This window comes from Erythrobacter sp. S43 (genome assembly GCF_057364955.1).
In genome coordinates, this window is record NZ_CP200285.1 from 1,104,193 (window position 1) to 1,126,499 (window position 22,307).

Genomic DNA, 22,307 nt, shown 5'->3' on the forward strand with positions numbered 1-22,307 from the left:
GATCACAATCTCGGGCGCTCGCTGCGCCGCGTTCCAGCCCTTCGCCTAGGCGTCTTTGCACGCTGCGCGACGGGCCGGGCTCAACGCGCGCAGCACTCCCGAAAATCAAAGACACTTAATGCCGACAGGGCATGCTTTTCGTGCATGCGACCTGCGGCTTGCAGGCGATTTTTATGACTACCGAATTTGATATCGTTCGCGGCATGTTGCTGCGGGCATCGCGAGGTCTCCTCGCATCACATCCGCTGGCAAAAGACGTGCTCGACTATGGCCGAAAGCACGCGGATTGGCTGTTCGGGTTTCAATCCGGCAAGGCGGCCAAGCTGACTTGGACCAGCTTCAAAAAGGCGCTGCGCGAAGGAGAAACGCACACGCGGACAAGCCACGGGGTGCTCGAATTCGGGCATGAGCTCGCGCACCTATTGGGCATGGATAGCGACGACACCGCAATCCTGCGCACGATCTTGGCGTTTGACCGTGTGCCGCGCGTGGCGGAACTGAGCGAGTTGCTGGCTGATCGCGGCAAGCCGCTACCCTTGCTAATCGGCGAAGTAGCGAGTCTGAGCGCCGACGATGCTGAACGCAGCGTACGTAAGCACCTGCTTGTGCGGCTCGGCTTTGTGCAGTTCAACGCGAACTTTCAGGGCAAGATCGAGATGAGGATACGCTGGACGTTTGAGCGTGTTCTGGACCGTCAGCCAGAGGACGCCGCAGCGATCCTCGATCTGATGGTCGGTCCGCGCCAGCCCTCGCCTCTCCCTTTCGATGCCTTTGCGCATGTGGGGGATGCGGATTTCCTGCTGAGTCTTCTGAAGGGGGCTCTGCATGAACAGGCGGAGGGTGTGAACATCCTCATCCATGGCCCGCCCGGCACCGGTAAGACCGAATTCGCTCGCGCTCTGGCCACCGAAGCAGGCGCGCGCCTGCATGCCGTTGGCGAGGCGCAGGACGATGGCGAGGAGCCGGATCGGTTCGATCGCATCAGCGCATTCCAGATGGGACAACGTCTGCTCGCAGCGAGCGACAGCGATGCTTTGCTGTTCGATGAGATGGAAGACTTCATCGGCGATGCACAGCCCGCTGCCGGCGATTGGATGCGCGGGCGCGAGGGCAGCAAGGTGTTCGTTAACCGCTTGCTCGAGACTAACCGCGTGCCGGTGATCTGGACCACCAACGCGATCGGCAATGTCGATCCCGCGATCCTGCGGCGCATGAGTTATGTGCTGAAGCTCGACCTGCCGTCGCGCAATGTGGCGATGCAGATGCTGGACCGCGTGGCCGAGGAAGAAGGTATCTCCCCTTCCGAAGAATGGCAGGGTCTTATCGAAAGTGCGCCTGAAACCGCCGCCGTTCTGCGTGTTTCTGCGCGGGCAGCGCGTCTGGCAGGTGAATCAAGCGGCGGAACCGTGGCGGCACGATCTCTCGCCAAGGCAATGCGCGGATCGGATCTACCCCTCGCGGGCCCCGGTGAAATCGACCTATCGCTCTATGAAAGCGATCAGGCCATCGCGCCATTGGTCGAAAGCATCGCCTCAAGCGAATTCAGCGACGTGTCTCTACTGCTTACTGGCCCTCCGGGTACGGGCAAGACCGCCCTCGCCCACCACGTGGCGCGCGCGATGGATCGCCCGCTGTTGGTGAGACGCACGTCGGACTTGCTGTCCAAATGGGTGGGCGAGACCGAAGAGCGCATAGCCCATATGTTCGCCGATGCGCGGGCGAAGGGCAGCGTGCTGCTGCTTGATGAGGTGGACTCGCTGCTGTTTGATCGTTCGACTGCGAAAGCGACGTGGGAGGTGAGTCAGGTGAATGAGCTGCTGACATGGCTTGATCGTCACCCCTTGCCGATCATCGCGGCGACCAACTTTGCCCGAAACCTAGACCCGGCAACGGCGCGGCGATTTGTGTTCAAGCTGAAGCTGCGGCCTTTGACAGGCGCGCGGCTAGAGGGGGCGTTCGAACGGTTCTTCGGCTCAAGCGCGCCGTCTAGCCTGCACCGTCTTGCAAACCTTACGCCTGGAGATCTGGCGCTGGTGGCCAAGCAGTTGCGATATGCAAAGCGACAAACGGCAGAGGAAATTGTGGCCCGTCTTGCGTGGGAAGCCAAAGCTAAACCGCAAGCTTCAGGCCGCATCGGATTCTGATCCCGGCAAAGCAATATGTGCGATTCGCAATCGCCGTTTTGCCGGGATCATTTCTCTAACGCTGGGTCACAAAAGTCTCGTGTTAAGACCTTGGTCGGACGGGCCGATCCAGAGCCATTTACTCAGAGTTAATCTTCGCAAGGCGCAGCTTTTTGCCAATGTGTTGGCTGACGCCGCTAACTTCACCGGCCCAAGGTGGCATCTGAAATTATGAAGATTTTAACCTCCTTGGCGAACCAAATCTCATGAGCCGCTCCGCTATTCCAAGCTCGTCAACAAGGCGCGAAAACCGTGCCCCACGATTTTGGAATTTAGATTATGAAGACCACTTTGAACCTTCGGACTGCGAGCGTTGCAATCGCTGTGTCCCTTGCCAGCACTTCGGTGCAGGCACAGGAGAGCACCCCGGCATTGTCAGTGCTGCCGACGCTGGACGTTGTGATTGCGGAAGCGGACCCGGACCGTCCGACCGCCGCTGGGGCTCAGATCAGTGCGCTCAATCAGGGGGCCATCACAATCGCGGATGCGTTTGCGCCGATTGAATTTCAAATCCCGCAGCTGGCTGCGCCGATTGTGATCGAGGCGGATCTTCAGCAGGCTATATATAGTGTCGAGTTTACCGAAGATGCGCGCGGAGAGCTGGTAGTCGCCCGCGATCCAATCAGCGCACCGCTGCAAACCGACGTCGCTCTTCTTTCCGCACCTGCCGCAATCGAAGGTGAAACACAGCAAGCGATCTTCGACGTAAACTTCGCCGCCGACGCCGCTAATCTAGTTTCTGTTCAGGGGCCTATCGCTGCAAACTACCACGACCGCGTCGTCACCGCACGCGGCCTTGACCCCTTCTACGGCGACATCGACGCTTTCTATGGCGACATCGTAGCGTTCTACGGTGACATTGATGCGTTCTGGGGCGACATCAACCCATTCTACGGCGACATTGACGCATTCTATGGCGACATCGGCGCGTTCTGGGGCGACATTAATCCGTTCTACGGTGATATCGGCGCGTTCTGGGGCGATATTGACGCGTTCTACGGCGATATCGGCGCGTTTTATGGCGACATTGGTGCGTTCACCACGCATGTTGAATCAATCGGTGCATGGGGCAAAGCAACCAAGCAACAGATCGCGACGATCGAGACCAATTGGTCTAGCCTGAAACACTCCACTAACGCGTTTGGCGCAGTCAACATCACGTTTGACGGTATCCCAGACCGAATCCGAAACTCGCTTGAAACGCTGATTCAACAAGCAGAAGCGCAGTTTGGTGCAGCTTATACGGCCAAGACCGGCAAGAGCTTCCGCGACGGCTTTGTTGCCGAAATTCTGGCCAAGCACGGCCTTAATCTCGACAACACCACCGCGGCGAAACTAACGCTGGCTAAGAGCGAAGGTCAACGCGCTGCGTTCTTCCTCGATTGGAACGACAGCCTGATGCAGTTCTCAGGTATCGACCAGGTCGATCACTGGATGGCTGCGGTCAACTGGACCCCGTCCATCACCCAGATTCAGGGTGAAGGTAAGCAAGCCATCGTCGGTATTATCGATGGTAGCTTTGCTGCGGATGCGGACCTTGCCGACAATGTCGTATGGGCCGGTGGCGGAACCACCACGGTCAATGGTCATGGCGCTGGTGTTGCCAGCCTTATAGCAGGCGCGCACGATGGCGAAGGCATCATGGGCATCGCACCGAAGGCGAAAATCGCTGCTTACAACCCGTTTGATGCAAACCACAAAGCATCGTGGGACTCGGTTGCCAATGGTATCCAGTCACTGCTGTTCAAATATGTCGGTGGCAATGACACCGGTTATGTCAGCGTCATCAACTTGTCGCTGGGCGAAAGCGGGCATGTCTTCTCGCAGGGCATGGCTGATGTGCTGAACCGTCCCACCATCAATGCGTGGAGCCACGAGACGACCTATGTCATCGCGGCGGGCAATGATGGCATTACCCAGTCCAACAATGTCAATTGGAACGGGCAGCAGGACACAAACTTCATTCTGGTTGGATCGATTGATCCCAATGGTCAGATCTCGAGCTTCTCGAACCGTCCGGGCAATGCTTGCCTCTTGACCAACGGCGTGTGCGGCGAAGGCGACCGTTTGATGGATCGTTTCATCGTTGCGCCGGGCACGATGCTGCTCGTTTCCGATGGTCAGGGCGGTGTACACCGCGCTTCAGGCACGTCCTTCGCAGCACCGTTGGTTTCAGGCGCCGTCTCGCTCTTGCACGACCGCTGGCGCTGGCTCGTCAAAAACCCTGATGAAACGACGGAGATTATCTTCCGTTCGGCGCGTGATCTTGGCGCCCCGGGTGTTGATGCCGTCTACGGCCACGGCCTGCTCGATGTCGCTGCATCGCAGTCACCGCTTGATTTCAACACGATGACGTTCAACCTCTACAAGGGCAGCGGCGCGCTGAAAAAAGCAGTGACCGTGGACTCTCTCCTTAGCGGCGGTGTTCCGCTCAGCTGGGACACGGACGGCGTGTTCTTTACCGCCTTCGAATATATCGGCGACACGTATCGTGACTTCCTGATCCCGATGTCATCGCTGCAACAGGGTCAGCAAAGCAGTGTGCTGGGCCATGGCCAGCAGTACATGCAGGACTTCATCTCCGATCGGTTTGCCAATTGGCTGCTCAGCAATGGCGCAGACAAGGATGGCGACGGCAATCTGGGGGTAACGCAGGTCCGTTCGAATCAGGCGGAAACCAGCGGTCAGTGGACCATGCGTTACGACGCAATGGCCCCGCGCTTTACTCAGGATGGTGCTGTGCGTCCGGTGCACAACGCTGCAACGCTGAGCACGCCCGATGGCAAAGCTTCGTTTACTCTCGGCCATGGCCAGGGTGCACTTGCCCTTTCGGGCGGCCAGTTTGGCATCATGAGCGATCACGATGCTGAAACGGGCGGTGTGAACCCGGTATTGGGTCTCGCTTCTGGTGAGATGTTTGGCGGCGCAAGTTACAACATCGCCGATGGTACCAAGGTTTCGGTCGGCTTCTCTGCAGAGCGCGAAGACTGGGAAGACCTCGACACCGGTAACGAAATGCAACGTCAGCTTCAGCGCCAGCTCGGCGCACGTGAAGCGCAGGCTCTGACCGTTGCGATCGATCAGAATATCACGGATCGTCTTTCGGTTGGTGTTCAGTTCACGCACCTTAATGAAGAGGATGCGTTGCTGGGTATGCAGACCGGTAACGATGCGTTGCTGGGCGACGGTTCGCGCACCGATGCGATGACGGCCTCGGCAAGCTTCAACGCTGGCAATGGCCTGTCGTTCGACCTTTCGGTCACCGGCGGCGCAACGCGCACTGATGACGGCCAATTCCTGGCAACATCGCAGCGGGCTCTGAGCAGCGCAGGGCAGTTCGCAGTGAACAAACGCGGCGTGATGAATTCTCGTGACATTCTGCGTGTCTCCGTCGGCCAGCCACTTACGGTTGAGCGCGGTGAGCTGGAGTTCACCAGTGACCAGGTTGTTGACCGTGAAACCGGTGCAACCGCTGCAGTGACGCAGGTGATCGGCATTGACACAAAACGCCGCTTCACCAGCGAGGTAGTCTACGCAACGCCGGTTGCTAGCGATGCCGAATTCGGTCTTATCGGGCGCTATATCAGTGCCGGGGAGATAGGTCAGGAAGAGAGCTTTATGGTTGGGGCCAACTTTGGATTGCGTTTCTAACGCGCAAGTCAGGGTTCAAAGGTTTCAGGGGTTAAAGTTATGTTTTTCAGCAAAAATTTTCAGGCAGCAGCAATCGCATCGGCCCTTTGTGTGGCGATCGCTACTCCAGCGGCAGCAAACACAGAGATTGAGCCGCGCGCTTATGATGCGGCGATCACGGACGCCAAAAAGAACATGGTCGCCAATCCGGCCAGAGCTCTCGATCTGGCCCGCAACGCCAAAGTGATTGCAGCCGATACAAAAGAGCCGATGACCAAGGATCGTCTTGTCGCCAACTGGCTCGAAGGTGAGGCCTTGATGCGTCTCAACCGCGCCAATGAGGCAGCTGGCGTTATCGGCTTCGCACTGTTCGAAGCGTCGCAAAACCATAAAGACGAGAAAATCTACGCGGATCTGCTGCGTTCATCCGCATCGCTGAAGGCACGGGGCGGTGACCCGCGCGAGGCGCTTGAACACTTCAACATGGCTCAGGCCCGTTATGCCGAGCTGGGTGACAAGCGCAGCCAAGCCATTGTCCTGCAAAATATCGGCTCGCTCTATTCGCGTGCGCGGAACTTTGACGAAGTGTTCAATCACTACTCGAAAGCCGCAGAGACATACTCCGACGATGCGATCCTTTCACTGTCGTCGCACAACAATGTCGGTTTCGCGCTGATGAAAATGGGCCGTTACGACGAGGCTGAGCAAAGCATCGGCAGGGCGCTGGCCATTGCCGAGAAGATGCAAAGCCCGCACCTGAAAGCGCGCATCCTGACGAACCTCGCGGCGACGCAGAACCAAGCAGGCAAGCCGGCCGAGGCAGAGGCGACCACTAAGGAAGCCATGGCTCTCGCCGAAGAACACGCCAAGACGTGGAAACCGTTTGTTTATGGTGTGCAGGCGCAGATTGCACTGTCCCAGAGCAAATTGGCGGAAGCTGAAGAGCTGATCTCCAAGGCTTTCGAAGGACAGGAATTGGCTAACACCAATCCTTTGTTCCGCGACTTTCATGCGACCGCGACAGCCATCCTGGAAAAGCGCGGCAAGACAGAACTGGCTGCCGTGCACAACAAGGCCCGCGAACGCCACGACAGTAAGGCACGCAGCCTGAAGCTCTAAGAGCTTCATTCTCCCGAAACGAAAAGGCGCCCGCGAATACCGGGCGCCTTTTTCATTTGCGCTCCAGATCACTTGGGCTCGGGCTGGTGACATGTCGGGAAGTATGTCACCCATATTCTACGTAGGAACAAAGCGTCCGCCCAGCGACTTTGACTCTCAGGCACCATGCGCGCATCACGCGCGGCAAAGGAGACATATATGAGCACCCCCGAATTCGACATCATCGTTTATGGCGCCACTGGTTACACCGGTCGGCTTGTGGCTGAATATCTGAGCAATCACTACGGTTCACGCGACGATGGCCCCAAATGGGCGATGGCTGGCCGTTCTCAGGAGAAGCTTGAGGCGGTGCGTGACGAGATTGGTGCGCCTGCCGATACGCCGCTGGTCGTGGCCAATGCCGATGATGCGGCTGACCTTGAAGCAATGTGTGGCCGCACCAAAGTCGTGCTGACTACGGTCGGCCCTTATCAGCTTTACGGCGACAAGCTGGTCGAAGCCTGTGTGAAGACCGGCACCGACTATGCCGATCTGTGCGGCGAACCCGCCTGGATGGCGGAGAAGATCGAGCAATTCGAGGACGAGGCGAAAAAGACAGGCGCGCGGATCTGTTTCTCCAGCGGGTTCGATTCCATCCCGTTCGATCTTGGCGTGTTGATGACGCAGAAGGTCGCGACCGAACGCTTCGGCAAGCCTAGCCCCCGCATCCGTGGCCGTGTCCGCGCGATGGCTGGCACCTTCTCGGGCGGCACTGCGGCGAGCCTTGGCGCGACGATGAAAGCGGCGGCTAAAAACCCTTCAATCATCGCCAAGCTGACCAATCCGTTTGCACTCACCCCCGGCTTTACGGGTGCGAGCCAGCCGACCGGCATGGTCCCGCAATACGAAGATGATCTGGGCAAATGGGCTGCGCCATTTGTGATGGCTCCGATCAACACAAAAAACGTACACCGCACCAACTTCCTTCTCGGCTCGCCCTATGGCGATGACTTCAAGTATGACGAGATGATGCTGACCAGCGCGGGCGATGCGGGCAAGAAGATGGCCGAAGCCGCAACACAGATGATGAAGAACCCGTTTGGCGCGAAACCGCCCAAGCCGGGTGAAGGCCCATCAAAAGAAGAGCGCGAGAACGGCTTTTATGATGTGCTGTTTGTCGCTGACAATCCCGATGGCGGGGAAGCAGTGCAGTTCGGAGTGAAAGGCAAATACGATCCGGGCTATGGTTCGACCAGCCGGATGCTTTCCGAAACGGGCATCGCGTTGCTGAGCTGTGACAAGCCGGGCGGGATCGGAACGCCAGGATACTTTCTTGGCGAAGATCTGGTCGACCGTCTGCAGGAACACGCCGAGCTGAGCTTCGCAGCAGAAAACTGAGCTTAGGCATATATACAAGCAGAAAGGGCGGCCGATTGTCTCGGCCGCCCTTTTGTTTTCCCACTCGAATTTCGGCAGTTAGAAGCCGAACCGGATGCTGGCGCGGACATTGCGACCGGCAAGCGGAACAAAGTCCTTAGTATAGCTTGAGTGGCGACGACCCGTAACGTTGAACAGGTTCTCACCCGCGAGCTGAACCACAACGCTGTTGTTGCTCGCAATCGGACGCCACGAAAGGTAGGTGTTCACGAAAGCAAAGTCGTCGGTCGCAGATTCAAAGTCCGCCACCTCGTTCTGCTCACCAAACCACTGTACCTCACCGCGCAGGTTGAAGCTCTTGTACTCCCCTTCAAGGGCACCCAACAGGCTGACCGGCGGAATACGCGGAACCGCATCGCTGAGATTGTTGAAGTCTGCAGAGACATAAGATGCGCGCAGATCGGTGGTCAGCTTGAAGCTGTCATTGTCGATGACGGGCACATTCAGATCGGCTTCAAAACCGAAGAAGGTCGCATCGCGCTGAAGGAATTCGAACACAGGCAGTTCGTCTTCTTCGAGACCAGTCTCGCTCAGGAAGATGAAGTTGTCGAAATCCTGATGGAAGACTGTGACGCCAAAGCTGCTGTCGCCGATATCACCGCGCAGGAACGCTTCGACACCGTATGATGATTCTTCGGTCAGGTTCGGGTCACCGATTTCGAATTGCTGCGTGGCAATGTGCGGGCCGTTGGCGAACAGCTCCTCACCAGCCGGAGCGCGTTCGGTGTAGGCGCCAGTCAAACCCGCGCGGATGCCATCGCTCGGCGCAATGATGACCGAAAGCGAACCGGAGAAGAGATCGAAGTCACGCTCGAGGCTTAGCGGAGCCGAGTCCACATCGACACGTTCGTAGCGGCCAGCCGCTTCGAGTTCGAGATTGTCGCCAAGGTCAAATTCTTGGGCTGTGAAGACTGCGAATTGAGTTGTTTCGTTTGGAGCGACAAAAGCCTCTTCACCAACGGCCGAAAAGTCGCGCTGGGTGAATTGGGCACCGATGACACCACCACCGGCCTGCACCAGCTCGGCGCGCAGCTCAAAGGTTTCAGTGTCGAAAACAGTGCCAACTTCGGGGCCTTCGAATTCGGTGTGGGTGTAGTCGGAGTAACCACCGCGGATTTTGAGGCGCGAAAGGAAGCCGTCGCCAAGAGCGATATCACCGCGGAAGTCGATGCGCAGCTGCTCGAGACCGATGGTGACGATTTCCTCTTCTTCCTCTTCCTCTGGCTCGCCACCTTCACCACCTTCTTCTTCGCCGTGGTGGCCGCCTTCCGGATTGCCGACAAGACCATAGTCGGTGTCGAAGTAGGAGATCGATGCGCCGAAAGTGGACTCTCCGAAGAAGAAGCCAACACCGCCATGCGCCGTCCAGCTGCGGGTTGCGCTGTTCGGGATGAAGCCTTCCTGATTGGCAGCTTCACGAAGCTCTTCAGCTTCTTCGAATTCGCCTTCTTCTTCCTCTTCATCCGCATCGCCAAGCAGGTCGGCGCGTAGATCGTCGGAAAGCTGGAAGCCCGGAATTTCAAGATCGTCGGTTTCACGGAACGATGCGCCAGCCGTGAAAACAACGCTTTCACCCAGAGCGGCATCGATTGTGGCACCACCGCTGCGCAGATTGCTGGCAGTGTCGAACGCGGTCAGGCCTTCGACACGGATACCATCAGAAGGAACAGCAACAGGGATGCGACGATCAATCACGTTAACAACGCCGCCGATTGCCTGACTGCCGAACAGCAGAGCAGCAGGGCCGCGCAGAACTTCAACACGCTCGGTGGTGAGCGGGTCAATAGTGGTCGCGTGGTCGGCCGACGTGTTGCCAACATCCGCAGTGCCTAGCCCATCGACCAGAACACGAACACGCTCACCATCAAGGCCTCGCAAAATCGGGCGCGAAGCACCTGGCGTGAAGCTGGTTGCAGAAACGCCGGGCACCTTGATCAGCAAGTCGCCGAGCTGACCGCTCAGGTCGCGTTGAATCTCGTCAAGTTCGATGACGTCCTGACCAGCGATGAAGTCGAGATTTTCAAGCGCGTCGGCAGCGACAATGATCTCTCCGCGGTCATGCGGATCATTTCGATCGGATTCCCCCTCCGCAGAAGTTTCAGCGAAGGCAGGGTTTGCAACAACCGCGAATGAGAGCACGGTCGCAACAGCAAGACGTGACGGGATGTGTTTCATCGATCCATTCCATTTAATGTAATAATGTATCATTCGTTAGCGCCATGAATTCAAATCGCAAGACGCATGCGGTCATCTTCGATGAAATACGCTCTTTAACCGATGATCGTTCGCCGAGTGCGGCAGATATGACACAATGTATCATCAGCGCGGCAAGAACCTGCACACGCAAAACGGCCCCCTTGCCGCAGCAAGGAGGCCGTTAGTGCTTAATCCCATATGATTCTTAGCGGTGGAAGTCGAGACCACCCAAGCGACCGATGTAAGGACGCGAGCGGAAGAACTTCGACTGGAAACCGGCGGTGCGGAAGAAGAAGGCACCTGGCGCGTTGTTGCGGCCCTTACCGTTTACCGCTTCACGAGCGAGGCGCTGCGAAGTCGCCCAACGCGGATCGCTCGACGGGTCATAACGATAGACGTTGAAGAACTGCTTCGGCTGCATTGCAACGGCGCAGATCGTCGACGGGAAACGCGGCGATTCAACACGGTTGAGAACAACGCCGGCCACTGCCAGCTGTACGTTCTCGCGCTGGTTAGCAGACTCGTGGTGAATGATCTTGGCGAGACACATCATGTCTTCAGCCGAGTATCCAGCGCTGCCGAGGGCAGGAGCGGGCTCCGGCTCTTCCGGAACTTCCTGAACGACAGGCTTGGAGACAAACTCAATGTCCTGCTCCGGTGCCACTTCAGGGACGATTTCGATTTCAACCGGTGCTTCCTGCTGAACAGGAGCGGTCGCGGCTTCATCATTCGCGCCGATAGCCGAACCGCCAATAACGGTGGTGGCCAGAAGAGCAGCCGCCATTGGCAGCGCCAGTTTCGGAGCGTGTTTACGTGCGATCGTCATAATCAAAGATGCACGCTTCACCCAGACCCGTTCCCGGGACTAAAGAAGCGTAGTCCTCCATTTTTGCTTCTCGTGCTTAATGTGGTCGCGGCACGTGGTTGTAATCGTCTTGTAACGCAACTGATCCGAGGTGAGTTGCGCCCAGAACGGGGTGAGTGGAGCCCATTTTTGCGATATAAAACGTTAACGCCTCGGCAATGAATTACGTATGCGTGAAATTATATAACAGTAATTTGAGTGCCGAGCATTGATGATGTCGCCACCCCCAATTTGACATTATGAATCGAATTTTGTCGTTTATCCCTAACGCAATTTCTCGAATTTTCTCCGTTTACCGCATCGAATCGGCCCCAGAACCGCGCTTGCTTGCATCGCGTAAACCATTGTGTCATTCGATCTGGAGCGAGAAACACACGTTTCTGAAAGAGTTCCATTCACCGACAAGCGGCATTCATGAAACCATTGCATCTGCTCCTGGACCGCACTGCGGTCCTTTTCGTTGGCATAGCTGCTGGTGCGGCTATCGGTTACGCCTTCCTCGATGGTGAAGGTGGCTCAGACGACGTCACGACGGTCACGGTACCGGTTAATGCAGAGGGTGATGCGCCTGTGCAAGCGGCGAGCTGCGACGATGCATTCGAGCTTTCGCGTGATCTTGAGCGCGCGCTGGAAGGTGGCGATCGCATCAACATCGGCGTGTTCGGTGACAGCTTTGGCGATGGCATCTGGGCGGGCCTCTACAACGAGTTCCGCGATGTCGACACGTTCAAAGTGCATCGCTTCACCAAGCAGTCAACCGGCTTCACCCGCTACAAGAGCCTGAACCTTTTCAACGAAGCACGCAGCCAGCTTTCAAGTCAGCCGGTGGACCTCGCCGTGGTTTCCTTCGGTGCCAATGACACTTGGGACATCTGGGAAGAAGGGCAACTGATGCCCTATATGGGCGAGGAATGGCAGCGCATCATCGGTGAGCGGGTGCGCGCCTATATCGAGCAGCTCGAAGACAGCGGCGCAGATGTCGTTTGGGTTGGCTTGCCGAGCATGCGCAAGCCGACCTTCAACGATCAGGTCAAGCAGATGAACGATTTCAACCAGAAGCTCATGTGCGAGCTCAAGGTCCCGTTCATCGACACTCTGCCAAAGTCGCTGGACGATGATGGCAATTACACCGAGATGCTTCAAAGAAACGGCGAAGGCGCGCCAATCCGCGCCCGTGCCGAGGATGGCATCCATATGACCATGACAGGATACCGCATCCTGACCGAAGACATGACCAAGATGATCCGCGATGCGATCCCGGCACCCGAACCGGAGCCGGAAGCCGACAAACCCGCAACCGACGAGGAAGCGTAACCGCTTTCCTACTTCCCTTCGCCTGTGACAGGCAGCCCTCCCATCCCCGAAAGAGAGCTTTGCAATGTCCCTATTGTCCATAATGGCATCCGCCACGCTGGCCACTTCCGTGCAGATGGCATCGGGTGGTTGTGTCGACCGCCTGTGCCAGCCCCAGTTCCTTGCGCCGGTGGCGCAAAAAGTGTCGTCGGGTCAGCCCGTACACATCATGATGATCGGCGACAGCCTGACCGCGGGCGACGCAATTTCGCATGGTTGGCGCCAAGCACTCGATAGCGTTTATGGAAGCGCAGGGCGCGGCGTGGTTGACGGCGCGCGTCCCTATAACGGTTACCTTACCTGGGGCATCGATGCACAAAACAGCGACGGTTGGCGATTCAACGGCATTTTCGGAAAGCACTGGCAAGGCGTCGGCAGCCCTCCGGTTGGCCTGTCGGGTTACACCAAAAGCACGACGGGCGCAGGCGAGTGGCTAACGCTCGAGGCCGAGGATGCGCGCTACACCTTTGATCGCTTCGTGATCTGCGGGCAGGCTGGCCCCTATTCTGGCTCCGTCTCTGTCTCGATGGGGTATCAGAACTCCATCATCCCGTTCTATTCCGAGACTTTCGGCCCAACCTGCCGCGAAGTGCGCTCTGCACAGCCGGTCAGCTCGGTCACCGTCACCACGCTTGAAGACAAGCTGACGACGATCAACTCGATGGGCACCTTCCGCTCCAATGGCGGCGGCGTTACTGTCAGCAATCTGGGTGTACCGGGATCGCAATTGTCGCATACCAACCGCAAAAACGCGCAGACCGTCTTCGCCGAGCTGCAAGCGTACAATCCGGACATGGTGGTCGTAGCCTTTGGCACCAATGAAGGTTTTAACAGCACGCTTCGCGCTGGCAGCTATGAAGCAAACCTGCGCAGCCACATCCGCAGCCTGCAATTGCAAACGCCCGCCAACGTCCCGATCATGCTGATCGGTCCGCCCAACGCGATGACGCGCAACGGTAAAATCGCCTATGCAGGCGAAGTATCCCCCGTTGGCTGCGAAACGGGATTGCTGGTACCGGGCAATTTGAGGCATGTGAACGCCATTCAGCGCCGGGTGGCGCAGGATATGGGCCTTGTGTTCTGGGACTGGGGGATGGCCATGGGGGGACCATGCGCAATGTATCAATGGAGAGCCGCAGGGCTGGCGCATCGTGATGCGATCCATATCAAGAAGGAAGGCGGCGCACGTCTCGGTGCGATCCTCGCCTCAGACCTGCGCGGTGTATTCCAGCGCGTTCCCGCTCCGGCTCAAGCCGTGAGCAACGAACCGGTCAATGAAACCGGCGTCCAGATCATCCGGTAACATCAGGTAAGACCGCCGCGCCATGCTGTTCCCGACGCTCACTTTCCATATCTTCTTCATATTCGTATTCTTTTTCGTATGGATCGTTTGCGACAAATGGCTGCGTGACAATGAATGGCGCAAGATCGCGCTGCTGCTGTTTTCGTGGATCTTTTACGGCGCATGGGACTGGCGCTTTGTCGCGCTTCTGATCGCCAGCGGCATCCTGAACTGGGGCGCGGCACGCATCATCCTTTGGACCCGTGAAGAACGCGCGCCGGAAGGGCGACAGGGGCTGGGCAAGCCCGTCTTCATACTCGGGATCATCGCCAACTTGGTGATCCTCGGCTTCTTCAAATACTACGGCTTCTTCCTCGAGCAGGTGGGCGAAGTGCTCTACTCGCTCGGGTGGGAGCGCGACCTGACGATCATGTCGGTTATCCTGCCAGTGGGTGTGTCGTTCTTCACCTTCCAGGGGATGAGCTACCAGATCGACATCTACCGCAAGCACACAAAGCCAGCGTCGCTGCTCGACATCACTTTGCTGATGAGCTTTTTCCCGCACCTCGTCGCCGGCCCGATTGTGCGCGCCAGCCACCTTGTGCCGCAATTCCAGAAGGCCCCAACCCTCACCCGCTCGATGGTGGCAGCAGGCCTTGCGCTGATCCTTTGGGGCTTGTTCAAAAAAGTCGTCATCGCCTCGCAATTGGCGACCGATTACGTTGATCCGATCTTCTTCGATCCGACCGCTTACAGCAGCGTCGATTTGCTGTTCGGCCTCTATGGCTATGCAGTGCAGATTTACTGCGATTTCTCGGCCTATTCCGACATGGCGATCGGCCTTGCCGCGCTGCTGGGGTATCGCTTCCCGTGGAACTTCAACCAGCCGTATCGCTCGGCAACGCTTCAGGATTTCTGGCGCCGCTGGCACATGAGCTTGTCGCAATGGCTGCGCGATTATCTATACATCAGCCTCGGCGGTTCGCGGCACGGGCCCAAGCGGCTCTATTTCGCGCTGATCACGACAATGCTGCTGGGCGGCTTGTGGCACGGCGCGAGCTGGAACTTCGTTATCTGGGGCGCGATCCACGGCTTTGTGCTCGCCGGTGAGCGGATCATCCGCAAAACCAAAATCGACGACATGTCAGTCGTTTATAAGGCGCTGAACATCATCCTGACGTTCCACATCGTCACGCTGGCATGGCTGTTCTTCCGCTCGAACGAATTCTCGACCAGCGTCGAATACCTCGCCGGTCTGTTCGCGATGCGCGGTGGCGAGACACTGCTGCTGACGCCGCTGGCGCTGTTCCTGATCGGCTTTGGAATGTTGCTGCACTTCATGCCACGCGACGGGATTGAGCGCAGCGCCGTGGTCCTACGCCGCGTGCCTGCATGGGGCGTGGCTGTTTTTGGCGTGGTCGCGCTGGTCGCCATCGAAGCCATGGCGCCCGAAGGCGTCGCGCCGTTTATCTATTATCAGTTCTAAGTGGGAGGAGACGCAGCCATGAGCACACAAGACACCATGCCTGAAACAACCGACCACGACGTGATCGGCCTCGAATTCGGTTTGTCGCCGATTGATCTGGTGGAAGACCCCGACGGCGAACAGGGCGGCCTTGGCTATATGCTGGTGATCATCCTCGTATCCTCGATCCTGCTGGCCGCGTTCAACAGCTTCGCCATCGACAAATGGGCACGTCAGTTGGAGACCACCGCCACTACCGGCCCGATCAAGGATGCGGCCGCACGCTGGCACGGGACGATGCAGGGCTTTGGCCTTGATGTTCCACTTGAGACGGGGCGTGGCTTGTGGCGCGACGCCAAGGACGCGACCTTTGGTGAGGATGACACGGCCTCGGACGATGTGCCGCCGCCACCTGCGGACTGAGTCACGCAATCGTAACCGCTCTGCGCTCTAATACTCCTGTGCTATCGGAGCTTGCATGGTTGCCGCGCGTGCCTTTCTGTTGCGAATGACTGCGATCCTCGCATTGGGATTGCTCGCGTTCACACCTGCGCACGCCGATGTCCTTGAACTTGGCCCCAAGGGCGCGCGCTGGGTCGCTGGTGGCCCTGCCCCGGCTCCACAAGCGCCTAACCCCCAAATGCCCATCGGCGGGCCAGACGTGGCGATTGCCAGCATGGCGCAATTGATTGCCGCTCTGCCTAAAGAGGGCGTTGGCGTCGTCCCGACTTTCTCACCGCTTTCGAATGGGCGGGTGACCAGCAATTTTGGTGTCCGAACGCATCCCATTCTCGGCGGCCGCCGGATGCACAAAGGCATCGATCTTGCCGCCGCGACCGGGACGCCAGTCTACGCGACTGCAATGGGCGTGGTGACCAATGCGGGTTGGCGCGGATCATACGGATTGCTGGTGCAGCTCGATCACGCCAACAGCCATCAGACCCGCTACGGCCACCTGTCGCGCCTTGCGGTGCAACCAGGTCAGATCGTCGAGCCGGGTCAATTGATCGGCTATGTCGGCTCCACCGGGCGCTCCACCGGACCGCATCTGCATTACGAAGTGCGCATCGGCGGCAGGGCAGTTGACCCGCGCCCGTACATGACCGGACAATAGGCACAGCACCGCCCCGAAGGGCAAAATCTATCGGTCTTGGAGAAAATGGAGCGGGCGAGGCGATTCGAACGCCCGACCCCAACCTTGGCAAGGTTGTGCTCTACCCCTGAGCTACGCCCGCTCACTGAACGCTGCACAGATTCGCGGGATACCGCATGTCCGTGTCAGGGAGGCGCGCAATTAACAGCGCGCTTCAAACCCTGCAAGCCTCTTTTTGCGGTAATTTTCGCTTGATCGCCGCCGTCACAGGCTTCAGCGCAACTTCACGCTTCAAATCGCCGCCAATCCCCCCACATAGCGGTGACACGAAAACACACGCACACATGACAGGAGCACGTCCCTTGGCGAGCATGGGCCTCAATATCGAAGAGCAAAAAGCGGTCGAGAAATTCCGCACCGAGGTTGTCGAACCCTCGCAGTCGAAGCTCGTCATCATCGATTTCTGGGCCGAATGGTGCGGGCCTTGTAAGGCGCTGACCCCGGTGATCGAGAAGGTTGCCGCCGACTACGCCGACAAAGGCGTGATGCTGGTGAAGATCAATGTCGATGAAGACAAGTTCATCGCGGGCCAGTTCCAGATCCAGTCAATCCCGACTGTCTATGCCATGTTCCAGGGCCAGCCTGTCGCTGACCTCAGCACTGCGCGCACCGAATCACAGCTGAAGGGTGCGATTGACCAATTGCTCGAGAAACTGCCGCTTCAGGCGGGTGCAGATGGCGGCGCTGCGCCGCAAGGCCCTTCGCCCGAAGAGATCGAGCAGTTTGTCGCCATGGGCGAACAGGCACTGAGCGAAGGCGATCCGCAGCGCGCTGCCGGTATCTTTGCGCAGGTGACCGAATTCGCCGGAGACAACCCGCCCGCACATGCAGGGCTGGTCAAAGCTCTGATTGCGATGGGTCAAACCGACGAAGCGGGCCAAGTGCTCGCCGCAATCGAAGAAGACGGCAAGCTTGCCGCTGATCCTGCCATTGCCGCCGCCAAGAGCGCGCTGGAATTAGCGGGTGAGAAAGTCGACGATGGCGAACTCGCAGGCCTAAAATCGGCCGCCGAGGCCGCGCCGGACAATATGGACGCGCAGCTGGCCTATGCCGAAGCCGCTTTTGCCGCTGGTGAGCGCGACGCTGCTGCTGACACCCTGCTCAAAATGGTGGAAGAAGACCGTGAATGGAACGAAGGCGCAGCGCGGACCAAGCTGCTGCAGATCTTCGAAGCGGTTGGTCTTGAAGACGAATGGGTTGTTGCCACCCGTCGTCGTCTTTCAAAGATCCTATTCGGATAATCTACCCAGTGGTCACACGTCTTTCCATCTTCCCCCTGCCCGGTGCGGTCCTGTTTCCGGGACTGCAATTGCCGCTGCACATCTTTGAGCCGCGCTACCGCGCTCTTGTCGGTGATGCGCTGGTGCGGGACCGCAAGATTGCGATGATCCAGCCTCAACGCTCGGCTGATGATGCGCCGCTGTATTCGGTGGGCTGCGTCGGCCATATCGGTGAAATCGAGGCGATGGATGATGGCCGCTATAACCTCATCCTCGAAGGCGAGAGCCGGTTCCGGATGATCCGCGAGCTAGATGTCGCCACGGCGTTCCGCCAGATCGAAGCCGAGCTGATCGAGGACGATGAGGAGGAAACGCTCAGCTACGCCCAGCGCGGCGGGTTCGAGGCAGAGGCACGCAAGTTCGCCTACAATCAGGGCTACAGTGTGGATTGGGACTCGGTTGAGCGGTTGGACGATATGTCGCTGATCAACGGCGTATCGCAGATCGCACCGTTCGATCCGGCGTCAAAGCAGGCTCTGCTCGAAGCGCAGAACCTATCCGCCCGGTGCGAATTGCTGGTCCAGCTGATGCAGTTCTTCGGCCGCGGAGATCCCGGCGAGGAGATAATGACGCTGCAGTAAGAGCGACTATTCGCTCTGCCTATCGCTTGCTTCGGCCACCGGAACTGGCAGATCGCGCAGCATAGTGGTCAGGACCACAAAGGCGTTTCGTTCGGCTTCCTTGCGGTTGTAATTCCCGGTTTGGACGACAAGCACTGCGTCCATCGTCGGGACCAGCGCTACGATGTTCCCGCCATTGCCTTTCATCATCACGGCGCCCTCAAATCCGCGCGCAGAGCGCAAGCCGGTGAACCACCATAGATTGCCATATTGAACATGCGTGCCGAGCCGGTGCGTCGGTTTCAGCATGGCGCGTAGACCTTCTTCGGGAATAATTTGCGCGCCGTTCCAATTGCCCCCTTGCATGATCAAGCGCCCGATCTTGAGCAAAGCTTCATCGGAAATGCCGAGCTGTCCGCCCGATTGCACTTCACCACTGCGAGACCGGCGCCAATCGGCCCCACCGATGCCGAGCGGATCGAACAGACGCCTTTGCACATAGAGATCGAAGCGCTCTCCGACCGCAGTTTCGACCACTTGGCCAAGTAAGAACACACCAGCTGTGCAGTAGGAGAATGGACCGTTACCGCCGCTGTCCCGTACGTAGTCCCTCGCGGGCAAAGCTAGGGCAAACTCCCGCCATAGACGGGTACGGTACATCTTCTCCTCTTGCCCCGGCGAACGTCGATCCCAATCGTTGCAGTCGAGCGCGGAAGACATGTTGAGCAGATCCCCGACAGTGATCGCGTCAAACGGCGCACCACGGGAAGAGCCGAGAAAAGGCCAAACTTTGACATCGGGGCCTGACAGCTTTCCGTCGGCAATGGCCGCGACAACCGCGAGCGCGGTGATCGATTTGCCCGCAGACTTGATGTCGACACGGTCGCCCAGAGGCCGCTTATCGAAGCGTTTGCGGTAAACCGTTTGCCCGCCTTGTTCGACGGCGACAGCACGGATCTTACCGAACTCGCCCTCGGCAATTCGGGCTTCGACTTCGGCGATTGTGAGATCGGGTATCGGCTGCGCCATCACCGGCGCGGCGAAGGTCATCAGACAGGTGATAGCTGCTACGCGAATACCCATTGACACCAAGCGCTCTCCCTCATGCGGAGTGGCGCTGTTGCCGCATCCTGCCTGAACACAGCCGAAACCTGTCGGCCGATTCAGCTCAGATCGAACGCGCCGGAAATTCCGTCGATCACATATTGGGTCGCCAATGCGGCGAGCAGCACACCAAGCAACCGCGTGATCACCGCTTCGACCTTGTCGCCGAGCAAACGGATCAGTGGACCAGCGGCGACCAGAGCAGCTGCGGTGATGAGCAGCACGGCGCCCAGCGCGGCGAACACTTCGATCGTTTCAGCGGTTCCTTCGGCCTCGTTCATCAGCAGCATGATCGCTGCAATGGCGCCTGGGCCGGCGAGCATCGGCATAGCCATCGGGAAGACCGAAACATCTTCAATCTCGGGGTCAGCGCTCACCTTGTCGGCGCGTTCGGTGCGGCGTTGGGTGCGCTTTTCAAAGACCATCTCAAACGCAATCCAGAACAGCATCAAACCGCCTGCGATGCGGAAACTGTCGAGCTCGATATGCAGCGCGCCAAGCAGGTCTTCGCCAAAGAAGGCGAAGATGACCAGAATGACCGAAGCAATCGCCACCGCGCGCAGCGCCATATTGCGCGCCTGCGCGGGGCTCGCCTGCTTGGTCAGACCTGCATAGATCGGCGCGCAGCCCGGCGGGTCAATAACCACGAACAGCGTGATGAATGCAGAGACGAAGAGTTCGGTGAAGACCATAATGGCCCCTCATCACTCTTCTGGCGGCGATGCAAGCCCTTCTTCGAGCGCCCTTACCCATTCGCCTTCGTAGAAATAATCGACCGAGACGAATTTGGTCCCATCAGGCCGGTGCTCCCAACGCCATTGGAGGGTGCGGTCTTTGGACAGTTGTGTCGCACCAGGATCGCTATCAGTCAGTGAAAGCGGCGGAGGTGAGACGGGGATTTCGGGCGTCGGACAGCTGGCAACGAGGCCCCGAACCGCGTCGATAGACGTCACAACGATCTCGCCATCTTCGATCTGGCGGCGTGGGGGCGGCTGCGGATTGTCGATCCAATCGACATTGTAAGTCCATTTGTAGGTATTATCAGCCTGCCGCGCCCATGTCGTGACATAGCTGCCGAATTTGCCTTCGATATCGCGAAATCTGCCTTGAGCGACGGCGAGCGCGCCGTCGCAGCTCATAACGACAGTCCGTGTGGACCATTCTGCTGTGCCGTCCAGTTCTTTCAGACCTGAGAGAATTGGAATGGCCTGCACCGGGCCGCTTTGCAGATGGGAAGTAGCCGTCGGCGTTGCGAAACGGGCACGCGCTTTCCAGACGCCTTCGTCTTTCTCCGCCTGCGCCATGGCAACCTCTGTCGCCACCACAGCGCTTGGCTGCGCTTCGCCCGGCGCAGTGGCCAGCACACGGTTGATAACGCCCGGCTTGAAACGCGGCCCTCTCTGGCCGCCTGCGCAGGAAGTCAGCACCAATGCGAAAGTAGCCGCTGCGACGAGTTTTGAAGTCGTTTTCATGATCTCTCCGCATTCACTCCGGCAGATTTACGCAGGCTGACTAGAGCCCTTCCGGCACATCCAAACCCGCATTGCGATAGGCTGCGACCAGAGTGTTGCGTAGCAAGACAGCAATGGTCATCGGCCCCACACCGCCCGGCACAGGGGTGATCGCAGCGGCGACCTCGCTGGCTTCACCAAAAGCGACATCGCCAACGAGCTTGCCCTTGTCCTTGCCCGGTTCGGGAGGCAGGCGGTTGATGCCAACGTCGATCACGGTTGCGCCGTCTTTCAGCCAATCCCTGCGAGATCATTTCGGGTCGACCAACCGCAGCGACAACAATATCTGCGCGCTTCACCACGCCGGGCAAATCCTTCGTACGGCTGTGCGCGATGGTGACAGTGGCGTTGGCGTCGAGCAGCAGCTGCGCCATCGGCTTGCCGACGATGTTCGAGCGGCCAATCACGACCGCTTCAAGGCCGGAGAGATCACCCAAACGATCCGCCAGCAGCATCATGCAACCCAGTGGAGTGCATGGGACGAAGCCGGATTGGCCCACACTCAGGCGACCGGCATTGATGACATGGAAGCCATCGACATCCTTGTCCGGGCTGATCGAAGCGATAATTGATTGCTCGTCCAGGTGACCCGGCAGCGGCAGCTGAACCAGAATACCGTCGACCGCATCGTCATTGTTCAGCTGATCGACCAGAGCGAGCAATTCCGCCTCGCTCGCATCGTCTGGCAGGCGATGCTCGAAGCTGTTCATATTGGCGGCAATCGTCGCCTTGCCCTTGGAGCCGACATAGACCTGGCTCGCCGGATCATCGCCGACAAGCACCACGGCCAAGCCCGGCTTTCGGCCAGAGGCCTCGGTGAATTTCAGCGCGCTTTCGCCCACCCGCTCCCGCAGGCGTCCGGCAAAGGCTTTCCCGTCAATCCGTGTCGCGGTCATGCGGTGGCTAGGATAATATTCTTGAGGACAATGAGGACGATCTGCGCTCCGATGATCACCACAAGAGGTGACAAATCAAGCGCCCCAGTCTGCGGCATAACCTTGCGGATCGGCCTCAAAACCGGCTCAACCAGTTTGTTGATCGAGTCGTAAACCTGACGCAGGAAATCGTTCGTGGGGCTGATCACGTTGAACGCAAACAACAGACCGATCACGAACTGGATGATGATGAGCATCACGAAGACCCGCACCAGCAGCTCTACGATCTCATAAACGGCCAACAATCCTTGCATA

17 protein-coding genes, 1 tRNA gene and 1 pseudogene are annotated in these 22,307 nt (G+C 58.5%); 11 read left to right on the forward strand and 8 right to left on the reverse strand.

The annotated features are described in order from the left end of the window. Window positions 1-173: 173 nt before the first annotated feature. The 4 genes from AC0V6K_RS05315 (at window position 174) to AC0V6K_RS05330 (ending at window position 8,309) form a co-directional block, all read left to right on the forward strand. Window positions 174-2,144, forward strand: coding sequence for an AAA family ATPase (locus AC0V6K_RS05315; protein WP_472625360.1), 1,971 nt, complete (start codon window positions 174-176; stop codon window positions 2,142-2,144). Between the two features lie 318 nt (window positions 2,145-2,462). After that, window positions 2,463-5,834, forward strand: coding sequence for a S8 family peptidase (locus AC0V6K_RS05320; RefSeq protein WP_472625361.1), 3,372 nt, complete (start codon window positions 2,463-2,465; stop codon window positions 5,832-5,834). A gap of 39 nt (window positions 5,835-5,873) precedes the next feature. Further along, window positions 5,874-6,932 carry a tetratricopeptide repeat protein gene (locus tag AC0V6K_RS05325; RefSeq protein ID WP_472625362.1) on the forward strand — a complete coding sequence of 353 codons (1,059 nt, stop codon included), beginning with the start codon at window positions 5,874-5,876 and terminating at the stop codon, window positions 6,930-6,932. Between the two features lie 198 nt (window positions 6,933-7,130). Beyond that, on the forward strand, window positions 7,131-8,309 hold the full coding sequence (locus tag AC0V6K_RS05330) for a saccharopine dehydrogenase family protein (RefSeq protein WP_472625363.1): 1,179 nt from the start codon (window positions 7,131-7,133) through the stop codon (window positions 8,307-8,309). A gap of 78 nt (window positions 8,310-8,387) precedes the next feature. Here AC0V6K_RS05330 and AC0V6K_RS05335 read toward each other — a convergent pair whose 3' ends face one another. Next, window positions 8,388-10,523, reverse strand: coding sequence for a TonB-dependent receptor (locus tag AC0V6K_RS05335; protein WP_472625364.1), 2,136 nt, complete (start codon window positions 10,521-10,523; stop codon window positions 8,388-8,390). A gap of 226 nt (window positions 10,524-10,749) precedes the next feature. Next, a complete protein-coding gene (locus AC0V6K_RS05340) occupies window positions 10,750-11,370 on the reverse strand; it encodes a cell wall hydrolase (RefSeq protein WP_472625365.1) in 621 nt (206 codons plus the stop codon). A gap of 453 nt (window positions 11,371-11,823) precedes the next feature. On the opposite strand from AC0V6K_RS05340, the gene AC0V6K_RS05345 reads away from it, so the two are divergent. From AC0V6K_RS05345 to AC0V6K_RS05365, 5 genes are all read left to right on the forward strand, one after another. Next, complete coding sequence (locus tag AC0V6K_RS05345; RefSeq protein ID WP_472625366.1) at window positions 11,824-12,723, forward strand: SGNH/GDSL hydrolase family protein; 900 nt, start codon at window positions 11,824-11,826, stop codon at window positions 12,721-12,723. A gap of 82 nt (window positions 12,724-12,805) precedes the next feature. Then, window positions 12,806-14,065: a GDSL-type esterase/lipase family protein gene (locus tag AC0V6K_RS05350; RefSeq protein ID WP_486172575.1), complete on the forward strand. Its 1,260-nt coding sequence runs from the start codon at window positions 12,806-12,808 to the stop codon at window positions 14,063-14,065. Window positions 14,066-14,087: 22 nt separating this feature from the next. Beyond that, entirely contained in the window at window positions 14,088-15,530 is a 1,443-nt protein-coding gene (locus AC0V6K_RS05355) for an MBOAT family O-acyltransferase (RefSeq protein WP_472625368.1), read from the forward strand. An 18-nt stretch (window positions 15,531-15,548) separates the two neighbouring features. Next, a complete protein-coding gene (locus tag AC0V6K_RS05360) occupies window positions 15,549-15,932 on the forward strand; it encodes a hypothetical protein (RefSeq protein WP_472625369.1) in 384 nt (127 codons plus the stop codon). A gap of 85 nt (window positions 15,933-16,017) precedes the next feature. Next, the gene (locus AC0V6K_RS05365) at window positions 16,018-16,623 is read left to right on the forward strand and encodes a M23 family metallopeptidase (protein ID WP_472625370.1); all 606 of its coding nucleotides are present in this window, start codon (window positions 16,018-16,020) and stop codon (window positions 16,621-16,623) included. Window positions 16,624-16,669: 46 nt separating this feature from the next. Here AC0V6K_RS05365 and AC0V6K_RS05370 read toward each other — a convergent pair. Then, a tRNA-Gly gene (locus AC0V6K_RS05370) sits at window positions 16,670-16,744 on the reverse strand. Window positions 16,745-16,973: 229 nt separating this feature from the next. Here AC0V6K_RS05370 and AC0V6K_RS05375 point away from each other — a divergent pair. Then, window positions 16,974-17,903: a tetratricopeptide repeat protein gene (locus AC0V6K_RS05375; protein WP_472626028.1), complete on the forward strand. Its 930-nt coding sequence runs from the start codon at window positions 16,974-16,976 to the stop codon at window positions 17,901-17,903. 8 nt (window positions 17,904-17,911) lie between these two features. Beyond that, the gene (locus tag AC0V6K_RS05380; RefSeq protein ID WP_472625371.1) at window positions 17,912-18,523 is read left to right on the forward strand and encodes an LON peptidase substrate-binding domain-containing protein; all 612 of its coding nucleotides are present in this window, start codon (window positions 17,912-17,914) and stop codon (window positions 18,521-18,523) included. 6 nt (window positions 18,524-18,529) lie between these two features. On the opposite strand, the gene AC0V6K_RS05385 is transcribed toward AC0V6K_RS05380, so the two are convergent. The 5 genes and pseudogenes from AC0V6K_RS05385 to AC0V6K_RS05405 all read right to left on the reverse strand — a co-directional run bounded on the left by AC0V6K_RS05385 (window position 18,530) and on the right by AC0V6K_RS05405 (window position 22,306). Then, window positions 18,530-19,585 (reverse strand): serine hydrolase domain-containing protein, encoded by a 1,056-nt coding sequence (locus tag AC0V6K_RS05385; RefSeq protein WP_472625372.1) that lies wholly within the window; start codon window positions 19,583-19,585, stop codon window positions 18,530-18,532. Window positions 19,586-19,665: 80 nt separating this feature from the next. After that, entirely contained in the window at window positions 19,666-20,298 is a 633-nt protein-coding gene (locus AC0V6K_RS05390; RefSeq protein WP_472625373.1) for a MarC family protein, read from the reverse strand. A 12-nt stretch (window positions 20,299-20,310) separates the two neighbouring features. Then, the gene (locus tag AC0V6K_RS05395) at window positions 20,311-21,078 is read right to left on the reverse strand and encodes a hypothetical protein (RefSeq protein ID WP_472625374.1); all 768 of its coding nucleotides are present in this window, start codon (window positions 21,076-21,078) and stop codon (window positions 20,311-20,313) included. A gap of 40 nt (window positions 21,079-21,118) precedes the next feature. Continuing rightward, window positions 21,119-22,013: pseudogene (folD, locus tag AC0V6K_RS05400) on the reverse strand (bifunctional methylenetetrahydrofolate dehydrogenase/methenyltetrahydrofolate cyclohydrolase FolD). Next, window positions 22,010-22,306, reverse strand: a complete 297-nt coding sequence (locus tag AC0V6K_RS05405; RefSeq protein WP_472625375.1) for a YggT family protein — start codon at window positions 22,304-22,306, stop codon at window positions 22,010-22,012. The pseudogene folD and the gene AC0V6K_RS05405 overlap by 4 nt, the downstream one beginning before the upstream one ends. Window position 22,307 lies beyond the last annotated feature (1 nt).

Coding starts and splice junctions, on each gene's coding strand:
- AC0V6K_RS05405 (WP_472625375.1), bottom strand. CDS start 22,306: ATGCAAGGATTGTTGGCCGTTTATGAGATCGTAGAGCTGCTGGTGCGG.
- AC0V6K_RS05390 (WP_472625373.1), bottom strand. CDS start 20,298: ATGGTCTTCACCGAACTCTTCGTCTCTGCATTCATCACGCTGTTCGTG.
- AC0V6K_RS05325 (WP_472625362.1), top strand. CDS start 5,874: ATGTTTTTCAGCAAAAATTTTCAGGCAGCAGCAATCGCATCGGCCCTT.
- AC0V6K_RS05340 (WP_472625365.1), bottom strand. CDS start 11,370: ATGACGATCGCACGTAAACACGCTCCGAAACTGGCGCTGCCAATGGCG.
- AC0V6K_RS05350 (WP_486172575.1), top strand. CDS start 12,806: ATGGCATCCGCCACGCTGGCCACTTCCGTGCAGATGGCATCGGGTGGT.
- AC0V6K_RS05345 (WP_472625366.1), top strand. CDS start 11,824: ATGAAACCATTGCATCTGCTCCTGGACCGCACTGCGGTCCTTTTCGTT.
- AC0V6K_RS05385 (WP_472625372.1), bottom strand. CDS start 19,585: ATGGGTATTCGCGTAGCAGCTATCACCTGTCTGATGACCTTCGCCGCG.
- AC0V6K_RS05315 (WP_472625360.1), top strand. CDS start 174: ATGACTACCGAATTTGATATCGTTCGCGGCATGTTGCTGCGGGCATCG.
- AC0V6K_RS05365 (WP_472625370.1), top strand. CDS start 16,018: ATGACTGCGATCCTCGCATTGGGATTGCTCGCGTTCACACCTGCGCAC.
- AC0V6K_RS05320 (WP_472625361.1), top strand. CDS start 2,463: ATGAAGACCACTTTGAACCTTCGGACTGCGAGCGTTGCAATCGCTGTG.
- AC0V6K_RS05330 (WP_472625363.1), top strand. CDS start 7,131: ATGAGCACCCCCGAATTCGACATCATCGTTTATGGCGCCACTGGTTAC.
- AC0V6K_RS05375 (WP_472626028.1), top strand. CDS start 16,974: ATGGGCCTCAATATCGAAGAGCAAAAAGCGGTCGAGAAATTCCGCACC.
- AC0V6K_RS05335 (WP_472625364.1), bottom strand. CDS start 10,523: ATGAAACACATCCCGTCACGTCTTGCTGTTGCGACCGTGCTCTCATTC.
- AC0V6K_RS05360 (WP_472625369.1), top strand. CDS start 15,549: ATGAGCACACAAGACACCATGCCTGAAACAACCGACCACGACGTGATC.
- AC0V6K_RS05395 (WP_472625374.1), bottom strand. CDS start 21,078: ATGAAAACGACTTCAAAACTCGTCGCAGCGGCTACTTTCGCATTGGTG.
- AC0V6K_RS05355 (WP_472625368.1), top strand. CDS start 14,088: ATGCTGTTCCCGACGCTCACTTTCCATATCTTCTTCATATTCGTATTC.